Annotated in this window: 19 protein-coding genes; 10 read left to right on the top strand and 9 right to left on the bottom strand. The window is 60.9% G+C overall.

Annotation, left to right across the window (positions count from 1 at the left end):
• Positions 1–57: 57 nt before the first annotated feature.
• A complete protein-coding gene (locus AC3IT6_RS22090) occupies positions 58–660 on the bottom strand; it encodes a Yip1 family protein (protein ID WP_008051494.1) in 603 nt (200 codons plus the stop codon).
• A gap of 281 nt (positions 661–941) precedes the next feature.
• Between AC3IT6_RS22090 and ttcA the strand changes: the two genes are divergently transcribed.
• The gene (ttcA, locus tag AC3IT6_RS22085; RefSeq protein WP_489352780.1) at positions 942–1766 is read left to right on the top strand and encodes a tRNA 2-thiocytidine(32) synthetase TtcA; all 825 of its coding nucleotides are present in this window, start codon (positions 942–944) and stop codon (positions 1764–1766) included.
• Positions 1767–1889: 123 nt separating this feature from the next.
• Complete coding sequence (locus AC3IT6_RS22080) at positions 1890–2564, top strand: DNA-3-methyladenine glycosylase I (RefSeq protein ID WP_151214536.1); 675 nt, start codon at positions 1890–1892, stop codon at positions 2562–2564.
• 118 nt (positions 2565–2682) lie between these two features.
• Here AC3IT6_RS22080 and AC3IT6_RS22075 read toward each other — a convergent pair whose 3' ends face one another.
• Genes AC3IT6_RS22075 through arsC form a run of 3 tightly spaced genes read right to left on the bottom strand, consistent with a single transcriptional unit; the run spans position 2683 to position 4056 of the window.
• Positions 2683–3108, bottom strand: a complete 426-nt coding sequence (locus AC3IT6_RS22075) for a DUF2069 domain-containing protein (protein ID WP_223446591.1) — start codon at positions 3106–3108, stop codon at positions 2683–2685.
• 1 nt (position 3109) lies between these two features.
• On the bottom strand, positions 3110–3706 hold the full coding sequence (gene wrbA / locus AC3IT6_RS22070; protein WP_095942677.1) for an NAD(P)H:quinone oxidoreductase: 597 nt from the start codon (positions 3704–3706) through the stop codon (positions 3110–3112).
• Positions 3703–4056 carry an arsenate reductase (glutaredoxin) gene (gene arsC, locus AC3IT6_RS22065; protein ID WP_489352777.1) on the bottom strand — a complete coding sequence of 118 codons (354 nt, stop codon included), beginning with the start codon at positions 4054–4056 and terminating at the stop codon, positions 3703–3705. Before arsC ends, wrbA begins: the two co-directional genes overlap by 4 nt.
• Before the next feature lie 114 nt (positions 4057–4170).
• Here arsC and AC3IT6_RS22060 point away from each other — a divergent pair, with 114 nt between their 5' ends.
• The gene (locus tag AC3IT6_RS22060) at positions 4171–4638 is read left to right on the top strand and encodes a TlpA disulfide reductase family protein (RefSeq protein WP_489352775.1); all 468 of its coding nucleotides are present in this window, start codon (positions 4171–4173) and stop codon (positions 4636–4638) included.
• A gap of 62 nt (positions 4639–4700) precedes the next feature.
• On the opposite strand, the gene AC3IT6_RS22055 is transcribed toward AC3IT6_RS22060, so the two are convergent.
• The 4 genes from AC3IT6_RS22055 to AC3IT6_RS22040 all read right to left on the bottom strand — a co-directional run bounded on the left by AC3IT6_RS22055 (position 4701) and on the right by AC3IT6_RS22040 (position 9458).
• On the bottom strand, positions 4701–5105 hold the full coding sequence (locus AC3IT6_RS22055) for an META domain-containing protein (RefSeq protein WP_489352773.1): 405 nt from the start codon (positions 5103–5105) through the stop codon (positions 4701–4703).
• On the bottom strand, positions 5105–5539 hold the full coding sequence (locus AC3IT6_RS22050) for a hypothetical protein (RefSeq protein WP_007988765.1): 435 nt from the start codon (positions 5537–5539) through the stop codon (positions 5105–5107). The genes AC3IT6_RS22055 and AC3IT6_RS22050 overlap by 1 nt, the downstream gene beginning before the upstream one ends.
• Before the next feature lie 77 nt (positions 5540–5616).
• Complete coding sequence (locus AC3IT6_RS22045) at positions 5617–6609, bottom strand: 2-hydroxyacid dehydrogenase (RefSeq protein ID WP_489352771.1); 993 nt, start codon at positions 6607–6609, stop codon at positions 5617–5619.
• A gap of 95 nt (positions 6610–6704) precedes the next feature.
• Positions 6705–9458 (bottom strand): response regulator, encoded by a 2754-nt coding sequence (locus AC3IT6_RS22040; RefSeq protein WP_489352769.1) that lies wholly within the window; start codon positions 9456–9458, stop codon positions 6705–6707.
• Between the two features lie 215 nt (positions 9459–9673).
• On the opposite strand from AC3IT6_RS22040, the gene AC3IT6_RS22035 reads away from it, so the two are divergent.
• From AC3IT6_RS22035 to AC3IT6_RS22005, 7 genes are all read left to right on the top strand, one after another.
• Positions 9674–10393, top strand: a complete 720-nt coding sequence (locus AC3IT6_RS22035) for a response regulator transcription factor (protein WP_489352768.1) — start codon at positions 9674–9676, stop codon at positions 10391–10393.
• Positions 10383–11804, top strand: coding sequence for a histidine kinase sensor domain-containing protein (locus AC3IT6_RS22030; RefSeq protein ID WP_489352766.1), 1422 nt, complete (start codon positions 10383–10385; stop codon positions 11802–11804). The genes AC3IT6_RS22035 and AC3IT6_RS22030 overlap by 11 nt, the downstream gene beginning before the upstream one ends.
• A gap of 168 nt (positions 11805–11972) precedes the next feature.
• A complete protein-coding gene (cysM, locus tag AC3IT6_RS22025) occupies positions 11973–12875 on the top strand; it encodes a cysteine synthase CysM (RefSeq protein ID WP_046043004.1) in 903 nt (300 codons plus the stop codon).
• Positions 12875–14227: a 23S rRNA (uracil(1939)-C(5))-methyltransferase RlmD gene (gene rlmD, locus AC3IT6_RS22020; RefSeq protein ID WP_458370274.1), complete on the top strand. Its 1353-nt coding sequence runs from the start codon at positions 12875–12877 to the stop codon at positions 14225–14227. The genes cysM and rlmD overlap by 1 nt, the downstream gene beginning before the upstream one ends.
• A 122-nt stretch (positions 14228–14349) precedes the next feature.
• Positions 14350–16593: a GTP diphosphokinase gene (relA, locus tag AC3IT6_RS22015; RefSeq protein ID WP_489352764.1), complete on the top strand. Its 2244-nt coding sequence runs from the start codon at positions 14350–14352 to the stop codon at positions 16591–16593.
• Between the two features lie 134 nt (positions 16594–16727).
• Positions 16728–17561 (top strand): nucleoside triphosphate pyrophosphohydrolase, encoded by an 834-nt coding sequence (gene mazG / locus AC3IT6_RS22010; protein ID WP_489356644.1) that lies wholly within the window; start codon positions 16728–16730, stop codon positions 17559–17561.
• Positions 17562–17589: 28 nt separating this feature from the next.
• A complete protein-coding gene (locus tag AC3IT6_RS22005; protein ID WP_489352762.1) occupies positions 17590–18132 on the top strand; it encodes a DUF2058 domain-containing protein in 543 nt (180 codons plus the stop codon).
• Positions 18133–18201: 69 nt separating this feature from the next.
• Here AC3IT6_RS22005 and AC3IT6_RS22000 read toward each other — a convergent pair whose 3' ends face one another.
• Entirely contained in the window at positions 18202–18390 is a 189-nt protein-coding gene (locus AC3IT6_RS22000) for a hypothetical protein (protein ID WP_489352760.1), read from the bottom strand.
• Positions 18391–18606: the final 216 nt, after the last annotated feature.

The raw sequence follows: 18606 nt of genomic DNA, 5'->3' as shown, positions 1-18606 counted from the left end.
GAAAAGGCCGCCTTGCGGCGGCCTTTGTCGGCAGTTCTGATTATCAGTGATGAGCGGCTAACTGGTGTAGACCGGGCCCACGCCGAGTCCCCAGACAATTACAGTGAACGCCATGATGGCGACCAGCACCACCAGGCCTACGGCGAGCACCGAACTTGAAAACAGGAAACCCTCGTCAGATGGAATGTTCATGAATGTCGGCAAGCCCACGTACAGCAAATACACCGTGTAGCAGATGGCGGCGGTGCCGACGATCATCCCCAGCCACAAGTGCGGGTACAAGGCGGCGAGGCCGCCGATGAACAGCGGTGTGGCGGTGTAGGTGGCAAACGCAATGCAGCGGGCGAGGCTTGGGTTGGCGTCATAGGTGCGGGCCATCCAGTGGATGAATGCGCCCATTACCGCGACACCGCCGAGCATCGCCAGGTACGACATGATCGTCATCCATATCGCACTTTCTACGGTCAGCATTACGGGAGGCCGATTGCCGATGACCCAGCCGACCTGTGTGGTGCCAATAAAGGCAGACACGGCGGGGATCGCCGCCAGGATCAGCGTATGGGTCAGGTACATGTGGCTGATGCTTTCCTCTTGGTCGCCACGGATTTCTTTCCATTCTTGGTCAGGGTGGGTGAAGAGCCCCACTACGTGATGGATCATGCCAGTCACTCCTCTTGTTTTACCGTCGCCCCCCAGTGGAGCGCCTACGGGCCAATGTGGCCAAGTAAGTCATAGGTCTGAATTTGTATGTGACCTTATGTCGCAGTATAGGGAGGAGTTTCCCCAGAGGAAGTAGGGGCTTTAGAGCAAATCGCGCTGTAAACCTGTTTGTTAATCGCTGCAGGGTCTGTAGGTGAACTGGAGATGTTGCCCCCTCGCCACAAGTGCAAAGAATTTGCGTAAAATGCCGGCCTTTCGTCACACCTCACGGATTTCGCGTCATGGGCAATCTCACGGTCAACCAGAACAAACTGCAAAAGCGCCTTCGCCGACTGGCCGGTGAGGCGGTTGCCGATTTCAACATGATTGAAGACGGCGACAAGGTCATGGTCTGTCTGTCCGGTGGCAAGGACAGCTACACCATGCTCGATGTGCTGATGCACTTGCAGAAGGTCGCGCCGATCAAGTTCGAGATCGTGGCCGTGAACATGGACCAGAAACAGCCGGGCTTCCCGGAGCACGTATTGCCGGCCTACCTCAAAGAACTGGGTATCGAGTACCACATCGTCGAGAAAGACACTTACTCGGTGGTCAAGGAACTGATTCCGGAAGGCAAGACCACCTGCTCGCTGTGCTCGCGCCTGCGTCGCGGCACGCTCTACACCTTCGCCGATGAAATCGGCGCGACCAAGATGGCCCTCGGTCACCATCGCGACGACATCGTCGAAACGTTCTTCCTGAACATGTTCTTCAACGGTTCGCTCAAGGCCATGCCTCCGAAGCTGCGCGCCGACGATGGTCGCAACGTGGTGATCCGCCCGCTGGCCTACTGCAACGAAAAAGACATCCAGGCCTACTCGGACTTCAAGCAATTCCCGATCATCCCGTGCAACCTCTGTGGTTCCCAGGAGAATCTGCAGCGTCAGGTGGTCAAGGAAATGCTGCTGGACTGGGAGCGTAAGACCCCGGGCCGTACCGAGAGCATTTTCCGCAGCCTGCAGAACGTGATCCCGTCGCAACTGGCGGACCGCAATCTGTTCGACTTCACCAGCCTGAAGATCGACGAAAGCGCGGCTTCGCGTTTCGTCAACGTGGTCAACCTCTGATTAAAACCGTGGGAGCGGGCTTGCTCGCGAAGGCGGTGTGTCTTCAGTATTGATGTTGGCTGACACTACGTCTTCGCGAGCAAGCCCGCTCCCACAGGTTTTTCGTTTACCTCAGGAGAGGGCATGCGCGATTACAAGTGGCTCAATGAATACTGTCTGAACCGCTTCGGATCGGCAGCTGAACTGGAAGCCCATCTGCCCGTTCCCAAAACCCCGGCGCAACTGCGCAAGATCAGCGACGATCGCTACCTCTCGATGATGGCGCTACGGGTATTCCGCGCCGGGCTCAAGCACAGCCTGGTGGATGCCAAGTGGCCGGCCTTCGAAGAAGTGTTCTTCCAGTTCGACCCGGAAAAAGTCGTGCTGATGAGCGCCGAGCACCTTGAGCGCCTGATGCAGGACACGCGGATCATCCGTCACCTGGGCAAGCTCAAGAGTGTGCCGCGCAATGCGCAGTTCATACTGGACGTGGCCCATGAAAAGGGCAGCTTCGGTGCGCTGATCGCCGATTGGCCGGTGACCGATATCGTCGGGCTCTGGACCTTCCTGAAAAAACGCGGACATCAGTTGGGCGGGCTGTCAGCCCCGCGCTTCCTGCGCATGATCGGCAAGGACACTTTTGTGCCGAGCTATGACGTGGTGGCGGCGCTGAATGCGCAGGACGTCATCGACAAGGTGCCGAGCAGTCTGCGCGACCTGGCGTTGGTGCAGGACGTGTTCAACCAGTGGCATGAGGAAAGTGGCGGGCGGCCGATGAGCCAGATTTCGATGATGCTGGCTTATACCGTCAATCATTGAGACCGAGTTGTCCCCTTCGCGAGCAAGTCGAATCGTCGCACCGCCGCTCCCACATTTGATCGCATTTCAATGTGGGAGCGGCGGTGCGACGATTCGACTTGCTCGCGAAGGCGTCAGATCAGGCGACGGAAATCTCACCCTCGCCAGCCAATTTACGGTCCAACTGATACCGCCAGCGCACATACAACAGCGCCGAGCAAAACACCGCCAAACTCGCGCCCATTTCCAGCAAACCGAAGATTTGCCGGTTCGGGTCATAGGCCGCCAATGCGCCCTTGATGAAATACAGGTTCACCACAAAGCACATCCACGAATGCCCGCGAGGGCTGCCGATGATCATCCCTGGTGCCAGAATCAGCAGTGGCACCAGTTCGATCAACAGGATCACCCAGGGGCGTGCCCCATGCAGGTCGGCTATCGCCAGGTAGTAAGCACACAGCAGTCCCACCAGGCCGAAAAAGCACAGCAGGCTGATGGCGCGCATCGCCTTGACGCGTGGTTCGAGCCATTCGAGGGCGGGCAGAATCTTCGGTTTCTTGGCCACCTCAGCTCTCCAGTTTCTGTGCGGTCTTGGCCAGGCGCATACCCAGCGCGCGGCACAGCGCCACTTCATGGGCATCCAGACCGCTTTTGCCATCTGCACCGGCGTGGTGGCTGGCGCCGTAAGGCGTGCCGCCGCCCTGGGTTTCCAGCAGTGCCGACTCGCTGTAGGGCAGGCCGGTGATCAGCATGCCGTGGTGCAGCAACGGCAACATCATCGACAGCAGCGTGGTTTCCTGGCCGCCGTGCAGGCTCGCCGTGGAGGTGAACACGCCCGCCGGTTTGCCCACCAGAGCGCCGGTCAGCCACAGGTTGCTGGTGCCGTCGAGGAAATACTTCAGTGGTGCCGCCATGTTGCCGAAGCGGGTCGGGCTGCCGAGTGCCAGGCCGGCGCAGTTCTTCAGGTCGTCGAGGCTGGCATAGAGCGCGCCTTCGTCAGGAATCTCCGGCGAAACGGCTTCGCACTCGCTGGAAATCGCCGGCACCGTGCGCAGGCGGGCCTCAAGCCCGGCCTGTTCGACGCCGCGGGCAATCTGCCGGGCCATTTCGTTGGTCGAGCCGCTGCGGCTGTAGTACAGAACCAGAATGTACGGTGCACTCATGGCAACAGTTCCAGGATCTGCTCCGGTGGGCGGCCGATGATGGCTTTGTCACCGGCCTCGAGAATAGGTCGCTCCATCAATTTCGGGTGGGCGGCGATGGCGGCGATCAATTGCGCTTCGCTCAGGCTGCTGTCAGCCAGTTCGAGGGTCTTGTACTCGTCCTCGCCGGTGCGCAGCAATTGCCGGGCGCTGATCCCGAGTTTGCCCAGCAGGCTCTGGATCTGCGCGGCGTCCAGCGGGGTTTCCAGGTAACGGACCACGGTCGGCGTCAGGCCACGGGCTTCAAGCAGTTCGAGCGCACCGCGGGATTTCGAGCAGCGCGGGTTGTGATAAAGCGTCAGATCGGTCATGAGCGGGTCGCATCTTGCGTAAGGTGGCGGCTATTCTAACTGTGCAGCGCGCAATCCAGAACCGTGAGAGGCGATGGGTCGCAGGCGCATTCAATTTTTGACAAGGAACACGACATGACAAGGCGACTGGCAGCAGCATTGACGATCATCGGAACGTTGATGCTGGGGGGCTGCGGTAATGACTATGGCATCGACCAGGACGGTCATGAAATCGCCTCTGACCGCCTGGACGGCAAATGGCTGGTGCTCAACTACTGGGCAGAATGGTGCGGGCCTTGCCGTACCGAGATCCCGGAATTGAACACCCTGGCCGAGCAACTCAAGGACAAGAAAATCGGTGTGTTCGGGGTCAACTTCGACAATGTCCAGGGGCAAGAGCTGAAGGGCGCGAGCGAGAAACTGGGGATCAGGTTCACCGTGCTGGCCCAGGACCCTTCCGAACTGTTCGAGCTGCCGCGCAGCGAGGCGTTGCCGGTGACGTACATCATCGATAACAAGGGCAAGGTGCGTGAGCAGTTGATGGGTGAACAGACGGCGGCGGGGGTGATGGCGAAGCTTGAGGCGTTGCAGGCTAAAAACTGATCATTCAATTTGGCGAAGGGGTAAGCCCCTCGCCATAGTCATTCATATGGACAGAGGCGGGATCAACCCTCCTCAAGCCACCAACGCAGCGGCTTGCCTTCGGCTGGCCAGAAGCGCATCTGCTCGATCGGGGAGACGTCCCAGCGCTGGACGTTTTCCAGGGCCTGAAGGAAGCGTTTTTCCTGTTCCATCAGCGCTGGCGCGCACAGTTTGCGGGTACTGCCGATTTTGCCGAAGGTCAGCTTGTGGCCTTCGAGGATGTACGGCGCGAACCAGTGGTTGCAGCCGCCATTGCCGTAGGCCCGGCCGTCTTCGCCGAGGGTGATGGTCAGGTGGCTGTAGTCCATCAACGGCCGCTCGCCGATCCACTCCAGAATGTAGCTGCGGTTCTGTTGCAGTTGCACCGGCTCGGCGGCGCAGCCCAGCAGGCTGGCGCCGACCATGGCGCTCAGAGCGAGGCGTTTCATCACGCAGGCTCCTGGCATTTCGGGCACAGGTGTTTCTCGCCAACGGTGGTCCAGCCCAATTCGGCAATCCGCGCGGTGGCGGCAGGCTTTTCGGCCTTGTTGCCCAGCTTGGCATCGACGGCGAACTCGAAGCTCAGCTCTTTGGCGCAGCTGTCACAGTTCACTTGCCAGGTGTGGATGGCCAGTTCGCCGAACACCGGGCCACTGGCCACCGCGACCCATTGGCCGGGGGGATTGATCAGGTGGCGAACCGTTTCGACTGTCAGGCGCATGGACAAGTCCTTGGCACCCTTGAGGGTCACGACCAGCACGTCATTGTTGCGAATCGAACCACCGTTGCCGGTGACTTGATAGCGCCCCGGCACCAGGGCGCGGCATTCGGTGAGGGTGTGTTGCGGGTTCATCAGGCTGTAGCGGAAATCGTGTTCGACCATGGGTCCTCCAAATATGCGCGATATGCTATCACGGGCTTGCACGCCGCATCGCGCAGGCAGATGACCTTCGATCCGTTTCAGTCTCCCGTCACCTGGTTTTCCGGTGTGCCCGCCGTCCAGGCTGCAATGTTGCGTAACGTGGTGGTGGCAATTGCGTCCAGCGCTTCGCGGGTCAGGAATGCCTGGTGCGCGGTGACGATCACGTTGGGGAAGGTCAGCAGCCGTGCCAGCACATCATCTTGCAGCGGCAGGTCGGAGCGGTCCTCGAAGAACAACTGCGCCTCTTCCTCATACACATCCAGCCCCAGGTAACCCAGGCGACCGTCTTTCAAGGCATCGATCAGCGCCGGGGTGTCCACCAGGCCGCCACGCCCGGTATTGATCAGCATCGCGCCCGGTTGCATGAGCGCCAGGGATTGGCGGTTGATCAAGTGCTTGCTCTGCTCGTTGAGCGGGCAGTGCAGGCTGATGATCTGCGATTCGGCCAGCAGCTGCGGCAGGCTCAGGTAGCGCGCGCCAAGGGCTTCGACCTGTGGGTTGGGGTAGGGGTCATAGGCCAGTAACTGGCAGCCGAAACCGTTCATGATTTTGGCGAAGGTGGCGCCAATCTGACCGGTGCCGACCACGCCGACGGTCTTGCCTGCCAGATCGAAACCGGTCAGCCCCTGAAGTCTGAAGTCGCCATCGCGGGTGCGGTTACAGGCTCGGGGCAAGCGGCGGTTGAGTGCGAGGATCAGCGCCACCGCATGTTCGGCCACCGCGTGGGGCGAATAGGCCGGGACGCGCACGATGGCCAGTCCCAGACGTTTTGCGGTCGGCAAGTCGACATGGTTGTAACCGGCCGAGCGCAGGGCGATCAGGCGTGTGCCACCGGCGGCCAGACGTTCGAGTACCGCCGCGCCGAGGTCATCATTGATGAACGCACAGACCGCTTCATACCCCTGGGCGAGCGCCACTGTGTCGAGGCTCAGGCGCGCCGGCTGAAATTGCAGCTCGATGCCGGCCGGTTGTTCGGCAGCGAGAAAACTGTCGCGGTCGTAGTTCTGGCTGCTGAAAAGAATCGTACGCATGCGGTGCTCCTTGAAGGTGGCCTGCGCCGTTGAGCAAGCCGGCATTCGACAGTCGTCAGGTTAGCTCGCCGGCAGCCCTTCGCGATTGCGCTGCATCAAGCATTCATGCGCGCCTGGGCTGCCAGGCGATTGATTGCCCGGTCGAGCTCTTCCAGTGCCACGCCGGCTTTCGGGTCCTGTTGCTTGAGCAGGGTTTCGCTGCGTTGGCAGGCCGCACGTAATTGCGGTACGCCGCAGTAACGTGTCGCGCCATGCAGGCGATGGACCCGTTCGATCAGGCCGTTGTGGTCGTTGCTTTGCTGAGCGAGGCGGATGGCTTCGCGGTCAGCCTCCAGGGACGCCAGCAGCATCGCCAGCATGTCCGCCGCCAGATCAGCCTTGCCGGCGGCCAAGCGCAATCCTTCGTCGTGGTCGAGCACCAACAGGTCGTGGGCGCCTGCATGCCCATCGCCGGAGCGCTCCGGGCTGTGATTGCGCAGCGCCAGGCCGCTCCATTTCAGCACCACCTGGGCCAATTGCCGTTCGCTGATCGGTTTGGTCAGGTAGTCGTCCATGCCGCTTTGCAGCAGCGCGCGTTTTTCGTTGGCCATGGCGTGAGCGGTGAGGGCCACGATCGGCAGCGGCGTGCAATGACGTTCGCTTTCCCACTGGCGGATCGCCTCGGTGCTCTGGCGGCCGTCCATGCCGGGCATCTGCACGTCCATCAACACCAGATCGAATGTCTCGTTCTGCACCGCCTTGATGGCGGCAAAACCGCTTTCCACCGCGAGCACATTGGCGCCCATGTCTTCGAGCAGGGTCTGCACCAGCATCAGGTTGGCCGGATTGTCGTCGACGCAAAGCACCTTCGGTGCACGGCTGGACAACGGTTCGCCCGGCTCGCTGCGCATCGGGCGCGGGTTGACCAGATCAGACAGGGAGCGTCGCAACTTGCGGGTACAGGCTGGTTTCGCCTGGAGCTGGCTGTGGGGGTTGGGCACGGAAAGATGGAACAGCGTCTGTTCCGTGGTCGGGCACAGCACCAGCACTTTGCAGCCAAGATGCTCGAGGTCCCAGATGTGCTGGTTGAGGCGTTCCGGCGGCATGTCGTTGCTGGTGATGCCGAGCACTGCAAGGTCGATGGCCTGATCGGTCTGGTGGGCGGCGGTGACGCCATTGGTCAGGCTTTCCAGGGTGTTGAACGGTGTGGTGCTGAGGCCGCAGTCTTCCAGTTGGTGCTGCAACGCCTGCCGGGCCAGTTCGTGGTTTTCCAGTACCGCCACCCGGCGCCCGAGCAGCGGCGCGGCGGGCAGGTCTTCGGCATCGTCGCGGGCTTTCGGCAGGCTCAGGCTGATCCAGAATTCCGACCCTTCCCCCGGCGTGCTGTCGACGCCGATCTCGCCGCCCATCTGTTCGATCAGGCGTTTGGAAATCACCAGGCCCAGGCCAGTGCCGCCGGGTTGCCGCGACAGCGAATTGTCGGCCTGACTGAAGGCCTGGAACAGGGCGCGTACGTCCTGGTTCGACAGGCCGATGCCGGTGTCCTGAATGCTGATGCGCAGCTGCACGGTGTCTTCGTGTTCTTCTTCGAGCATGGCGCGGGCGACGACAGTGCCTTCGCGGGTGAACTTGATCGCATTGCTCACCAGGTTCGTCAGGATCTGCTTGAGCCGCAGCGGGTCGCCCACCAGTGACAGCGGCGTGTCCCGATACACCAGGCTGACCAGTTCCAGCTGCTTGGCGTGGGCGGCCGGGGCGAGGATGGTCAGGGTGTCCTGGAGCAGGTCGCGCAGGTTGAACGGAATATGGTCGAGCACCAGCTTGCCGGCTTCGATTTTCGAGAAGTCGAGAATCTCGTTGATGATGCCCAGCAGGCTGTCGGCGGATTTTTCGATAGTGCCCAGGTAGTCGAGCTGGCGTGGGGTGAGCTCGCTTTTTTGCAACAGGTGGGTGAAGCCGAGAATGCCATTGAGCGGCGTGCGGATTTCGTGGCTCATGTTGGCCAGGAATTCGGACTTGATCCGGCTCGCTTCCAGGGCTTCCTTGCGCGCCAGGTCCAGCTCGATGTTCTGGATTTCGATGGTTTCCAGGTTCTGGCGCACGTCCTCGGTGGCCTGGTCGATGCTGTGCTGCAATTCTTCCTGGGCATTTTGCAGGGTGCCGGCCATGCGGTTGATGCCGGAAGCCAGTTCATCCAGTTCCTGGCTGCCGAGGGGCGGCAGGCGGGTCTCCAGGTGGCCGTCCTTGAGTTGGGCCACGGCCTGCTTGATCTGGCTCAACGGCCGATTGATCGTGCGGCCCATGCGCACGGCCAGCAGTGCCGCACCCGTCAGTCCCGCAGCGATCAGCATCAGGCTGGCGAACAGGCTGCGGTAACCGCGCAACAGCATGCCGTTATGGGACAGTTCAAGCTCGACCCAGCCGAGCAGGCGGTCGGCTTCTTCGGGAATCACGTCCCCGGCCAGGTTGCGGTGTTTGCCGAATACCGGCAGCAGATAGCGGGTCGCATCGCTGCCACTGCGGCGCAGCATTTGTGTGCCACTGCCAGAGGGCGTCTGATTGAGCATGGTCGGGCCGGCGTGGGCCAGCGACGTGCGGTCGGGAGCCAGGAGGGTCACGGCCCGTACGTCGGTTTGTTCCAGGGCCTGGGTGGCGATGCGTTCGAGCAGTTCGTTGTCCTGATGGCCCATGGCTGGCGCCACCAGTGGAGCCAGCTGCTCGGCGATCATTTCGCCGCGCTGCATGAGTTGGGTTTGCAGGTCAGCCTGTTGCATCCAGGTAAAATAACCCCCCAGCACCAGCGCCATCAGGCTGGTGGGCAACAGGGTCAGCAACAGCACGCGGCCTTTGATTCCCAGTTTCTTGAGCACGCATCTCTCCTGCATCCCGCTATTTATAGGCCTGCACATGCATCCGCCATGCACCACTTGTGCAGTGTAGCGATTTGCTCGCGGGCAATCCTCGTAAAAATGGTGCCGTCATTCGTCGGCCCGGACGACTCAATGGCGATACGGACAAACGGTGGGTTGCCCCTGGCGAGGCAATCTTGAATAATCGCTCAACTGAGAATTATTTGCAGATAGTCATGACTCCCATCACTGCTGGCCTCCCTCGAATCCTGTCCATTGAAGACGACCTTGTGCTCGGAGCCTATGTTCATGAGCATCTGGACCGCAGCGGCTTCCAGGTGACCTGGTGCCAGAACGGCCAGGAAGGCCTGGACATTGCCCGCCGGCAGCCTTTCGACGTGGTGTTGATGGATATCCTGCTGCCGGGCATGGATGGCCTGGCGGTACTGACCCAGTTGCGCCAGAGCCATTCCACCCCGGTGTTGCTGATGTCGGCGCTCGGGGCCGAGGCCGATCGCATCAGCGGCTTTCGCCTGGGGGCCGATGATTATCTGCCAAAGCCCTTCAGCATGGTGGAGTTGCGGGTGCGCATCGAAGCCATTCTGCGGCGGGTGGCACTCGACCGCCGGCCCGCACCCGCAGTGCCAGCCCCGTCGATGGACTGCCTGCGTTTCGACGATGAAAGCTTCGAGGTCTTTTACGGTGAACAGGCCGGTGGCCTGACCCGCAGCGAGTATCGGTTGCTGGAGACGCTGCACCGCAGCGCCGACGAAGTACTGAGCAAAGCCTTCCTTTATCAACAGGTGCTGCAACGCGGTTACGCGGCCCATGACCGCAGCCTGGACATGCACATCAGCCAGATCCGCCGCAAGCTCAAGGCCATTGGCTACACCGAGCGCGAAGTGCGTACGGTATGGGGCAAGGGTTACATCCTGAGCGCCGCCGATGAAATGTAACTTGCCGGGCAGGCATTCGCTGTTCTGGAAACTGGCCTGTCTATTGGTTGCTTTCTGTCTGCTGATGATCTGGTTGAGTTGGTCCTGGGGGCGTTACATGGAGCAGCGCAACCAGTTCCTCTCCGATGAGGCCCGCGGCACCCTGACGCGCTACGCCGCCGAAGCCGAGCAGGCTTGGCGGCAGCACCAGAGCGCCGGTGTCGATCACTGGCTGCAAGGCATGCGTCAGCGGGAATACGGCTGGGTCGGTGTCATCGGCGGTGATTTGCAGTCCTTGAGCAACCAGTCGCTGACGGACAAGGAAGTCGAACGCCTGACTTTTTTACGCGGCCTCGATTGGCCCATCCACAAGAAAGGCCGACCGTGGATGCGCATACCGTTTCCCGTTGACCCATCCGCCGGCAGCCTGGTGATCGAGTTGCCCGAACGCTTTCTGCCTGGGCAATACCGGGTGTTCTGGCGGGTGATCACCAACGGCGTGATTCCGGGGCTGTTCACTTTGCTGCTGTGCGTCGGGCTCTACCGTTTGTTGGTGGTGCCACTCAATAACTTGCGTGAGCAGGCCAACGCCTGGCGTGCCGACCAACTGAATGTGCGCCTATCGAGCCGCACCACCAATCGTTCGGATGAACTGGGCGAGTTGGGCAGGGCGTTCGATCACATGTCCGAGCGCCTGCAAAGCACCGTGGCCTTGCAGCAGCAACTGCTGCGCGACTTGTCCCACGAATTGCGTACACCTTTGAGTCGTCTGCGGGTGGCCAGTGAAAGCGAGCAGGGGCTGGAGCCATTGCGCGAACGCATCGGCCGTGAGGTCGATGGCATGCAGCGCCTGGTGGAAGACACGCTGCAACTGGCGTGGCTCGATACCGAGCGCACCCGATTGCCCGACGAAGCGATCCAGATCCAGGCCCTGTGGGAAATGCTCACGGAGAACGCCTGCTATGAAAGTGGCTGGCCCGATACGCAGTTGCAATGCACGGTGGATGCATCCTGCTGGGTTCGAGGTCATCTCAACACCCTGGCCCAGGCATTGGAAAACATTCTGCGCAATGCCATTCGTCATTCGCCGGCGGGAGGCATTGTCCACCTGGGCGGACGGTGTGATGGCGATTTCTGGCATCTGTGGCTGGAGGATCAGGGCGGCGGTGTGGCAGAAGCTGATCTGGAGCGGATCTTCCTGCCGTTCACCCGTCTCGATGGTTCACGGCCGGGGGATGGTGGATTCGGACTAGGCTTGAGCATCGCCCTGAATGCGGTGCAGCGTCAGGGTGGACAGCTTTGGGCGCAGAACACCGGGACCGGGTTGCGGCTGAATATGCGCTTGTTGGCGGATGATGGTGATGCCAGTGACGGCGTCATCGCGAGCAGGCTCGCTCCCACATTGACCGTATTTCAACCGCAAAACGTATGATCACCTCAGCCCCCTGTGGGAGCGAGCCTGCTCGCGATGAGGCCCTTCCACACACCGATAAATCCGGCCTTATTCCCATAAACCATAAGCACCACACTTTGCGTGATATGGCCTGCGAACGTTTGCCGGTATGATAGGCACCCCCGCAGTCTGGATTGCGAATACGCCATGACCTTGCAGTACCCAACCATCGCCGATTGCGTCGGCAACACTCCGCTGGTCCGTTTGCAGCGCCTGCCCGGCGCCACCAGCAATACCCTTTTGCTCAAGCTCGAAGGGAACAACCCGGCGGGTTCGGTCAAGGACCGTCCGGCGCTGTCGATGATCACCCGCGCCGAACTGCGCGGGCAGATCCACGCCGGCGATACGCTGATCGAGGCGACCTCGGGCAACACCGGGATCGCCCTGGCCATGGCCGCTGCGATCAAGGGTTACAGGATGATCCTGATCATGCCGGACAACTCCAGCGCCGAACGCAAGGCGGCCATGACCGCCTATGGCGCCGAGCTGATTCTGGTCAGCCAGGAACAGGGCATGGAAGGCGCCCGTGACCTCGCGCAGAAGATGGAAGCCGAAGGTCGCGGCAAGGTGCTGGATCAGTTCGCCAACGGTGACAACCCCGAGGCGCACTACACCACCACCGGTCCGGAAATCTGGCGCCAGACCCAGGGCACCATCACCCATTTCGTCAGCTCCATGGGCACCACCGGTACCATCATGGGCGTGTCGCGCTACCTCAAGGAGCAGAACGACAACGTGCAGATCATCGGCCTGCAACCGATGGAAGGCTCGGCGATCCCGGGTATCCGCCGCTGGCCTCAGGAATACCTGCCGAAGATCTACCAGGCCGACCGCGTGGACCGCATCGTCGACATGGCCCAAAGCGAAGCCGAAGACGTGACCCGTCGTCTGGCCCGCGAAGAAGGCATTTTCTGTGGCGTGTCCTCGGGCGGTGCCGTGGCGGCAATGCTGCGTCTGTCCAAAGAAGTTGAAAACGCGGTGATCGTCGCGATCATCTGCGACCGTGGCGACCGTTACCTGTCGACCGGCATTTTCGACGCGCCCAACTGATGGCCAAACATGAAAGAGGCCTGCGCTTCCAGCCCACCGGCGGCAGCAAGGCCCCGCAAGTCCCGACCGGCAAAAAGCAGCGCCTGACCATCGAGCGCCTGGCCAATGACGGTCGCGGTATCGCGTTTTTCGAAGGCCGCACCTGGTTCGTCATCGGCGCATTGGCCGGTGAAGAGATCGAGGCGCGGGTACTCGGTGCCCACGGCAAAGTGGTCGAGGCGCGCACCGAACGGGTGTTCAAGGCCAGCGAATTACGCCGCCCGGCACCGTGCGCCCATGCCGGCCGCTGCGGCGGTTGCAGCGTGCAGCATCTGCCCCACAACGAACAGCTTGCCCTGAAACAGCGCATGCTCGCCGAGCAGTTGTCGAGGGTCGCGGGCGTCGAACCCGAAGAGTGGGCGGCGCCATTGAGCGGTGCGGAATTCGCTTACCGGCGTCGCGCCCGCGTGGCGGTGCGCTGGGACATGAAGGCGAAAAAACTCGAAGTCGGTTTCCGTGCCGCCGGCAGCCAGGACATCGTTGGCATTGATGACTGCCCGGTGCTGGTACAACCCTTGCAACCGATCATGAGTCGCTTGCCCCAGATGCTGCGGCGCTTGAGCAAACCCCAGGCACTCGGGCATGTGGAGTTGTTCAGCGGCTCGACGCTGGCCGTGTTGCTGCGGCACATGGCGCCGTTGTCCGACGCCGACCTGACGATCCTCAAGGATTTCTGCGCGTTCCATGAAGCCCAGTTGTGGCTGCATGGCGACGGCGAACCGCAACCGGTCGAGGCCGATCAGTCGTTGGGTTATCGCCTGGAACAGTGGGATCTGGAACTGGCTTACCGGCCAGGGGATTTCATCCAGGTCAACGCCGCCGTCAACGAAGCGATGGTCGCCCAGGCGCTGGACTGGTTGAAGCCGACAGCGGATGAACGTGTACTCGATCTGTTCTGCGGCCTGGGCAACTTTGCCTTGCCGCTGGCCAAGGCCGCTCGTGAAGTGGTGGCGGTCGAAGGCGTGCAGGTGATGGTCGATCGGGCGGCGGCGAATGCGGCTAGCAATAATCTGCATAACGCGAAGTTTTTTCAGGCCGATTTATCCCAGCCTTTGACGGACGCCGAATGGGCCGCCGAAGGCTTTTGTGCGGTACTCTTGGACCCACCGCGTGACGGTGCTTTCGAGGTCGTGCGCAAGCTCAAGAGCCTTGGCGCCGAACGATTGGTGTATGTGTCGTGCAACCCGGCAACGCTGGCGCGCGACACGGTCGAATTGATCAAGCAGGGCTACCGGTTAAAACGTGCCGGGATTCTCGATATGTTTCCTCAAACGGCACATGTCGAGGCCATGGCGTTATTTGAAGCGAGCTAGGATGCTCGTCTGGTCCGACTGGCCCGCCCGTGCAGCCGCGCACCCAGCCCGACGTGGGCGCACGGGCAACGAAGGTCAGCGATTTGACGCATTGAATCTGCGTCGTAGGGAAGGTAAGCAAGATGGTACAGGTGAGAGCACACCAGCCGATCAACACCGACGGCAGTATCAATCTCGAGGCTTGGCTCGATCATGCGGTCAGTGTCGATCTGGCACTGGATCGCGAAGCCTTGAAAGAGGCCTGCGAGTACGCTCGCGAGGCCGAACAACAAGCCAATGCGGCACAGAATCTGTGGTCGGAAGGTAACTCGACTTTCCGTACCGGGCTTGAGATCGCCGAGATCCTCGCCGACCTCAAGCTTGACCAGGACTCTTTGGTTGCCGCGATCCTGTATCGAGGCGTGCGCGAAAATCAGATCAAGTTGCCGGCCGTCAGCCAGCGCTTCGGTCCGGTGGTGTCCAAGCTCATCGACGGCGTGCAGCGCATGGCCGCGATCAGCGACAGCCTGAGCCCGCGCAAATCCCTGGTGCTGGGCACCCAGGGCCAGGTGGAAAACCTGCGCAAGATGCTGGTGGCCATGGTCGACGACGTTCGCGTCGCCCTGATCAAGCTGGCCGAGCGTACTTGCGCAATCCGTGCGGTGAAGACCGCTGACGACGAAAAGCGCAACCGCGTGGCCCGGGAAGTCTTCGACATCTACGCGCCACTGGCCCATCGCCTGGGTATCGGTCACATCAAGTGGGAACTGGAAGACTTGTCCTTCCGTTACCTGGAGCCGGACCAGTACAAGCAGATCGCCAAGTTGCTCCATGAGCGGCGACTGGATCGCGAGCGTTTCATCAGCGACGTGATGAGCCAGCTGAAAAACGAATTGCAGGCCACCGGCGTCGATGCCGACATCAGCGGCCGGGCCAAACACATCTATTCGATCTGGCGCAAAATGCAGCGCAAGGGTCTGGAGTTCAGCCAGATCTACGACGTGCGTGCCGTTCGCGTGCTGGTGCCGGAAATGCGCGACTGCTACACCGCGCTCGGTATCGTCCACACCCTGTGGCGACACATCCCGAAAGAGTTCGACGACTACATCGCCAATCCCAAGGAAAACGGCTATCGCTCGCTGCACACGGCGGTGATCGGGCCGGAGGGCAAGGTGCTGGAAGTGCAGATCCGCACCCACGCGATGCACGAAGAAGCCGAACTCGGCGTGTGCGCGCACTGGCGCTACAAGGGCACCGACGTCAAGTCCGGTTCCAATCACTACGAAGAGAAAATCTCCTGGCTGCGTCAGGTGCTCGAATGGCACGAAGAGCTGGGCGACATCGGTGGCCTGGCGGAACAGCTGCGGGTCGATATCGAGCCGGACCGGGTCTACATCTTCACCCCGGACGGTCACGCCATCGACTTGCCGAAGGGCGCGACCCCGCTGGACTTCGCCTACCGCGTCCACACCGAAATCGGTCACAACTGCCGTGGCGCCAAGATCAACGGGCGCATCGTGCCGCTCAACTACAGCCTGCAAACCGGTGAACAGGTCGAGATCATCACCAGCAAGCACGGCACCCCGAGCCGCGACTGGCTGAACCCGAACCTGGGCTACGTCACCACGTCGCGGGCACGGGCGAAGATCGTTCACTGGTTCAAGTTGCAGGCTCGCGACCAGAACGTCGCGGCCGGTAAAACCCTGCTTGAGCGCGAGCTCAATCGCCTTGGCTTGCCGGCGGTGGATTTCGACAAGCTGGCCGACAAGGCCAACATGAGAACCGCCGAAGACCTGTTCGCCGCCCTCGGCGCCGGGGATTTGCGCCTGGCGCAACTGGTCAACCTGGCGCAGCAACTGGTCGAGCCGGAGCGTGGCAACGAACAGCTTGAACTCATACCGCGCAAGGCCACCGGCTACAAACCGGGCAAGCGCGGCGACATCCAGATCCAGGGCGTCGGCAACCTGATGACCCAGATGGCCGGCTGCTGCCAACCATTGCCGGGTGATGCCATCGTTGGTTACATCACCGTGGGGCGCGGCGTGAGCATTCACCGCCAGGACTGCGCGTCGGTGCTGCAACTGAGCGGGCGCGAGCCGGAGCGAATCATCCAGGTCAGCTGGGGCCCGGTGCCGGTACTCACCTATCCGGTGGACATCGTCATCCGCGCCTACGACCGTTCCGGTTTGTTGCGTGACGTTTCGCAGGTACTGCTCAACGAGCGGATCAACGTGCTGGCGGTCAACACCCGCTCGAACAAAGAGGACAACACCGCGTTGATGTCCCTGACCATCGAGATTCCGGGGCTGGATGCATTGGGGCGGTTGCTGGGGCGGATTTCCCAGTTGCCGAACATCATCGAAACCCGGCGTAACCGTACGCCTTGAAGACCGGCGCCGACCCAATGTGGGAGCGGGCTTGCTCGCGAAGAGGGAGTGTCAGTCGACATCAATGTTGCCTGATGTACCGCTTTCGCGAGCAAGCCCGCTCCCACAGGGTTTTATGGTGAGACAGAATAATGATGTACAACCTTGAAGATTTACTGCACCTCATGAACCGCCTGCGCGACCCGCAGTACGGCTGCCCGTGGGACATCAAGCAAACTTACGCCACCATCGTCCCCCACACTCTGGAAGAAGCCTATGAAGTCGCCGACGCCATCGAACGCGGTGACTTCGATCACTTGCAGGGTGAGCTGGGCGATCTGCTGTTCCAGGTGGTGTATTACAGCCAGTTGGCCCGGGAAGAAGGGCGCTTCGAGTTCGCCGGCGTGGTCGACAGCATCACCCGCAAGCTGATCCGCCGTCATCCCCATGTGTTCCCTACGGGCGATCTCTATGCACCGCTGGATGTCCCGCGCCTGAGTGAAGAGCAGGTCAAGCAGCGTTGGGAGGAGATCAAGGCCGAGGAGCGCGCGGAGAAATCTTCAGCCCCCGAACAGCTGTCGTTGCTTGATGACGTCCCTGCTGCATTACCGGCGCTGTCACGCTCGGCAAAATTGCAAAAGCGCGCAGGGCAGGTCGGTTTCGACTGGCCGGACGCCTTGCCGGTGCTCGATAAAGTGCGTGAAGAGCTCGATGAAGTCCTCGAAGCTATGTCGGAAAATGATCCCGAGGCCGTGGCCGACGAGATCGGTGACCTGCTGTTTTCCGTGGTCAATCTGGCGCGGCATCTCAAGGTTGATCCGGAAACCGCACTGCGTGACGCCAACGGCAAGTTTGAAAGACGCTTTCGTTTTATCGAACAGGCATTGCGCGACACCCGCCGTCCCATGGAAGATTGCACCCTCGAAGAGTTGGACGCCTTGTGGGGCGAAGCCAAACGTCAGGAAAAGAATTTGCCCAGCTGTGGTTGAGCAGTGGCCTAAGTGAGTAATAAGCACCATGAGCATTTCCCTTCGCGACCAGTTGCTCAAAGCAGGGCTGGTCAACCAGAAGCAGGCCAAGCAGGTCAGCAAAGACAAGCAGAAACAGCAGCGCCTGGCCCACAAAGGCCAGATCGAGCTGGATGACTCCCAGCAGCGCGCGGCACAGGAAGCCATGGCCGAGAAGGTCAAGCGCGACCAGGAACTCAACCGCCAGCAGCAGGAAAAGGCTGAGGCCAAGGCCCGTGCCGCGCAGGTCAAGCAATTGATCGAAGTCTCGCGCCTGCCGAAATTGACGACCGAGGATTACTACAACTTCGTCGACGACAAGAAGGTCAAGCGCATTTCCGTCAACACCCTGATGCGCAACAAGCTCAGCAGCGGTTCGCTGGCCATCGTGCATCACGCTGGCAGCTACGAAGTGATTCCGCGCGAGGCGGCGCTGAAGATTCAGGAGCGCGACCCGCAACGCATCGTGCAGTTGAATGTGCAGACTGAAGAAGTGAGTGTCGAGGATGATCCGTACGCCGCCTATAAAATCCCTGATGATCTGATGTGGTAACACGCTGAAGGCTGCAATACGACAAACCCCGCTCATGGCGGGGTTTGTCGCTTTCAATGCTGTGTTTGCCTATGCGGAACGCAATTCGCGTTGCTGCTCCAGGGTTTCCAGTTCGGCCTTGTAGTTTTGCGCATCGGTCTCGCAATGGAACATCCCGACCAGCAGGTCTTGTTGGTGCACATCCCAGATCCGGATACCGGCGGCTACACCCTCGTGGGATTTATGTGAATCGTCGCGTTCAGTTACTTTTACAGTCATCTGCTAGCTCCAATCTCTGTTATCTGCAGCAAGGCATGTGCAGGCCTCTGTTATAGGGTTTGGTAGCTTGCTAAGTAAACTCTTCGATTTGGAAACAGACTTTTGCAAATCTTGAGAAAGTCCTGCAGCCCCCGGAATACGTGACATTCAGTCGCAGGGCCTTGAGTTTTATGACAAAGGTTTCATGTTTGCGAGGAAGGAAATCGCGGGTCTAGC

It is taken from the genome of Pseudomonas sp. KH_017, assembly GCF_057840285.1.
The sequence above is the reverse complement of the archived record's forward strand: the minus strand, read 5'-3'. Positions and strand labels throughout refer to the sequence as shown.